At 58.4% G+C, this 4,856-nt stretch carries 5 protein-coding genes; 3 read left to right on the forward strand and 2 right to left on the reverse strand.

Features of this window, described 5'->3' with window-relative positions; genetic code table 11:
* Positions 1 to 526: IS6 family transposase (locus DOU54_RS15365; protein WP_113731545.1), on the reverse strand; the 526-nt coding region annotated here is incomplete at its 3' end.
* A gap of 193 nt (positions 527 to 719) precedes the next feature.
* Here DOU54_RS15365 and DOU54_RS15375 point away from each other — a divergent pair.
* A complete protein-coding gene (locus DOU54_RS15375; RefSeq protein WP_286079921.1) occupies positions 720 to 1,382 on the forward strand; it encodes an NrsF family protein in 663 nt (220 codons plus the stop codon).
* Positions 1,383 to 1,625: 243 nt separating this feature from the next.
* Here the strand turns inward: DOU54_RS15375 and DOU54_RS15380 are convergent, their stop codons facing one another.
* Positions 1,626 to 2,252, reverse strand: coding sequence for a TetR/AcrR family transcriptional regulator (locus DOU54_RS15380; RefSeq protein ID WP_193603367.1), 627 nt, complete (start codon positions 2,250 to 2,252; stop codon positions 1,626 to 1,628).
* Between the two features lie 409 nt (positions 2,253 to 2,661).
* Between DOU54_RS15380 and DOU54_RS15385 the strand changes: the two genes are divergently transcribed.
* Positions 2,662 to 4,134, forward strand: a complete 1,473-nt coding sequence (locus tag DOU54_RS15385; RefSeq protein WP_113731547.1) for an aldehyde dehydrogenase family protein — start codon at positions 2,662 to 2,664, stop codon at positions 4,132 to 4,134.
* Between the two features lie 97 nt (positions 4,135 to 4,231).
* A complete protein-coding gene (locus tag DOU54_RS15390) occupies positions 4,232 to 4,807 on the forward strand; it encodes an SDR family NAD(P)-dependent oxidoreductase (protein WP_113731548.1) in 576 nt (191 codons plus the stop codon).
* Positions 4,808 to 4,856 lie beyond the last annotated feature (49 nt).

The following is a 4,856-nucleotide window of genomic DNA, read 5'->3' on the forward strand; positions in this document are numbered from 1 at the left end:
GTTTTCGCAGCGGCAGATGGGAATTTTCCGCACGGTTGTTAAGGCCCTTGTGAGATCTATGTTCTACGGTCGGCTTCACATCTCGCTTTGCCGCCCCGTATGAACGCAGTTTATCAGTGACAATCCTCTTTGGCGCGAGACCTTGCTTCTTCAGCAGCCTGATCAGCAATCGCTTGGCAGCCTTGGTGTCTCGACGGGTCTGCACGATCTCGTCGAGAACATATCCGTCCTGGTCGACGGCTCGCAAAAGCCAATGCTTTCGCCCGCCGATCGTTACGACCACTTCGTCCAGATGCCAGATATCCTCTCGCGACGGCGTCTTTCTGCGCAGTCGCTTTGCGTAGGCCGCACCGAATTTCCGGCCCCAGCGCCGGATCGTTTCGTAGGACACGACAATGCCGCGCTCCAGCAGCATTTCTTCCACCAGCCGCAGGCTTAACGGGAACCGGAAATACAGCCAGACAGCATGGGCGATGATATGCGGTGGGAAACGGTGGTTCTTGTAGCTGATGGTCGGCGTGCTCATCACGTCCGGTTATCCGTCAACCGTTAAGCCACGAACAACGTGACAACGCCCAGGCGGCGGTTCGTGTCATGGGGATCGATGGCGCTTCCGCCAGAGAGGCTGCCGAACAGTTAGGCTCGACAGAGGGCGCTGTGAGGGTAGCATTCCATCGGTCACTGAAAAGGCTGACTGCCATGGCCAAGGATAAGTTCTGATGATGAGCGAGCACGAACGTCAAAGCTTCGAAAGCACCAACGTCCTGATCAAGCAGCTGACTTTGGAAGCAGGAGACGAGCGAGCCGGCGGACTGAGTTTTCCTAAACTGTTTTCGGTGGCTCTTGTCATAGCTCTTTTGGCGGCAATCGCAGTGGTCCTCGCAACGGCCGGCGTGCGTGCAGACTTCAACGACTATTTTTGGACGTGGACGTCTCAGTTCAAGGTCATCGGGATGTTGCTGCTCGCGGCAGGCGCTGTGCACGCTGTGTGGGCTGCGGTAACTCCGGGAGAGAGACCGCGTTTGATGCAGGGAGTTCTCCCCGCTGGCGTCTTCTTGCTTACTGGAGCTATTCTGGACCGAAGCAATCTTCCACTCTTCGGAGCTCACAGTCTTTCTGTTGTCTTATGCGTCGGCACCATCATCGCGGCGTCCCTGCCCGCGATGGTCATCATTCTCCTTGCAATGCGCCGAGGCATCCCGACGCGCCTGACCAGTTCGGGTGTGGCAGCAGGGCTGCTCGCAGGTTCAGTCGGGGCGCTCTCCTACACGATCGCCTGCCTGAATGACGGCGCAACGTTTGTAGCAACCTGGTATCCGGTTGCCATCGCGCTAGTCACGCTGCTCGGCCGCGCCATCACACCACGTGCCCTAACGTGGTGAACCGGAGCACCTTGGCGGACACGATCCAGCGGCCTGATTCGCGTGCCTGCTCCCGGTAAACTGCGAAGTGACTGAGCGATGAAAGTCACCCGTCTCCGTGTCGCACGGGCCTGTTCCATCTTAAATCGTCTTACTAAAGAGACACATGACAAACCGTTGTTGCCGGCTTCAGCCGCCGTTGCGCGAGCACGTTCGTCGTCTGGTCGTGAGGACACTAGAAAGAATGGGAGGATGTTCGAGATTTTAGGGAGATCGTCCCAAAGTCTCGCCGAGCTGGGAGTAGTATCGATCGAGTAGGCTCTCGCCGTCTGCAGGCGAGAAAACGTAAAGACGCATAACCCCTTCAAATACCAGGGATAGCCTCTCCCCGACAGCAACCGGATCAAGATCGGGAGATACGCGCCCTGCATTTTGAGCCTGCAAGATGCTTCTGCGCAATAGCGCGAATAAGCTCGCTTCGGAGCGACGAAGCAGATCTGCAACTTCAGGATTGCGGCCGCCCTCACTGGCGATTTCCGCCCGGAGTACAGCAATAGCGTGCCCCTCCTTCGTGAGGAAGATGCCCTCTAGAGCCTTCTTGATGCCTTGGGGGCTTAGGTCTGTCTCCCATACGCGAGAAATCATCTCTGCGTGACGCTCAAGATCAACCTCGATCAGGGCGGCAATCAACGCTTCCTTGGTTGGGAAATATTGGTACAGATTTGCGACGCTAACCCCGGCGGCGGCGCTAATCTGCGCTGTAGAGGAGGCATGGAAGCCACGCTCGACAAAGCATCTTCGTGCTCCGTCCAGGATCTGATTGATCCTTTCTTGACGGGCGTGTTCATTGACGGGCCGTCCGAGCTGCGTCTGAGGTCTCTGCTTCTTCATCGCTTGGTTATATGAGTGAACCATCCCTCATGCAAGGCGTGCGGCTGCCGGAGCATATTAGATTTCGAACCGCTGCTACGATGAGGATCTAGTGCTCGCCAGAACAAGAGGCGCTGGCGACATCCTTTTCCACGAGGATCGTGAGTGGAGGCTGCAGCGAAGGTGAAGAGCTCCCGCAAAGCTTGCGAGTTGCAACGCGGAATCGCCAACGCGATCTGACGACCACCACCGGCTGCTTATAGTGAAGGTCAAAAAAAGCGATTGACAACGAGTGAGGGAGCCCTCACTTATATTTTGCACCGCTAAGCATTTAAGCGAGCCAAGGCTAAGCGGGTACAGCGACTGAGCGCTGCCGGACCCGTCCACGGCGCCTCATAACATCACGGTGGCGGCTAACAGGATAAATACAATGACCCAACATACCCGCATTCACACACTGCAGACGAACTGGATCAACGGCAGCTGGGACTATGAGGGTGCCGCCGGTACATCGGTCAGCCCGTCCACGGGCGAGGTCGTCGGGGAGTATCTCGACATCGGACCAGAACAGGCAAGGAAAGCGATCGAGACGGCGCGTGCCGCATTTGTCTTGACGCCTTGGTCGCGCAACCGGGACTTGCGATCGCGAGCACTGTTCGAACTGGCAGACCGCCTCGATGCACGTAAGGACGAGATCGCGAAGATGCTTAGTCGGGAAGGCGGCAAGTTGATCGCGCAGACCACTTGGGAAGTGCAGGGCGCGGTTGAGTGGCTACGCTATTCGGCGGCGACGGCAATTCTCCAGACCGGCGGCCGTGCTGTTGAAACGACACCGGGCATGTACTTCCATTCCAATCCAGAGCCCATGGGTGTTGTCGGTGTCATCACACCCTGGAATTCGCCTGTGATGCTCGCCGTGCGCGCGTTCGGCCCCGCACTGGCTGCTGGCTGTACCGTCGTCCTGAAAATGCCGCACCAGACAGCACTGACTGCGGCACTCGTTGCCCAGGCGGTGTCGGAGACGCAATCGCTGCCCGCAGGCGTGCTGAACGTCGTCTCCGAGAGTGGTAATATCCTTTCGTCGATGCTAGTCGATTCCCCACTCGTCAGTGCGATAAGCTATACCGGCAGCACCCATGTCGGCCGTCTGATCGCGCAGAACGCTGGCAGGTCGCTGAAGCGGCTCAATCTCGAGCTCGGCGGTAAGGCACCGCTGATCGTGTTCGACGATGTCGATGTCGATTTGGTCGTCCCGCAGATCGTGACTGCACTGGTGGCAATGAACGGACAGTTCTGCTGCACCGGCTCTAGGGTGCTGGTTCACCGCGGCATTGCCGACAAGATGCGGGCAGCGCTGACCAAAGCCTATGCTTCGGTTCGCCTGGGTGAGAGCGAGGATCCCCAAGCTCAGCTGGGACCGCTGATCGACAAGGCCAGTGTGGCGCGTGTCGATGCGTTGATCGAGCAATATAAGCACGAGGGCAAGGTGCTCGTCCGCGGAGGCGGCGTAACCGAAGGGCCGCTGGCGCGAGGTGCATTCTACCGACCGACCTTGATTGAGGTAGAGCCGGTCGGTGCGTTCCTCGTACAGAGCGAAGTCTTTGGCCCTGTTCAGACGCTTGAAGTCTTCGAGGATGAAGCCGAGGCGATCTCGCGGGCCAATGCCACAGAGTTTGGTCTCGCAGCATCGGTGTTCACGGCAGATGCCAATCGTGCGCGGCGCGTCGCCGGCGCGCTTGAAGCTGGCACCGTCTGGATGAATTGCTGGGGCATCGTGACCGAACACATGGAAGAAAGCGGCCTGAAGCAGAGCGGCGTCGGCTCCCTCTGCGGTCCCCGAGCAATTGAACAGTTTCAGGAAATCAAGGTCTACGTATCGGTCGATCCTGCACAGGCCGCCTGATCTGCGTTCTCGAACCGGCGCGGCCTTGCGTCCGTGTCGGTCACAGCTCTCGATTTGACTAAGCGGGCAGAGGCCCTGCCATGGAAAGGACAGTACGATGAGGTTTCGTGACAAGATTATTGTCGTGACGGGTGGCGGATCCGGTATTGGGGCGGCAAGCGTACAACGTTTCCACCACGAGGGTGCCACAGTGGTGATTGCCGACCGCAGCCAGGAAAGGGGTGAGGCATTTGCTGCAAAGTTAGGCGACAACCGTGCACATTACCGGCAGGTTGACGTTACCCGTTGGCCCGATATGAGCCGCCTTATGCAGGAGGTTGTCGCCAGTCATGGCCGTCTCGACATCCTGGTCAACAATGCCGGTATCGGCAGCCTTGCGACCACTGCTGACATCGCCATCGAAGAATGGCAGCGGGTTATCGACGTCGATCTGAACGGCGTGTTCTACGGCTGCAGAGCTGCACTACCGATCATGAGAGCACAGGGCGCTGGCAGTATCGTTAACACTGCGTCCGCTTCTGGACTGGCGGCCGATTATGGTTTTGCCGCCTATAATGCCGCCAAGGGGGCCGTCGTCAATTTCACGCGCGCTGCGGCAGTGGATCACGCAAGAGACGGTGTTCGCGTAAACGGGCGTTGTCACGTTGATCGTGGCTTAACGGTTGACGGATAACCGGACGTGATGAGCACGCCGACCATCAGCTACAAGAACCACCGTTTCC

Origin of the sequence: Agrobacterium sp. MS2, assembly GCF_003261015.1 — a bacterium.
Classification (GTDB): Bacteria; Pseudomonadota; Alphaproteobacteria; order Rhizobiales; family Rhizobiaceae; genus Agrobacterium; species Agrobacterium pusense.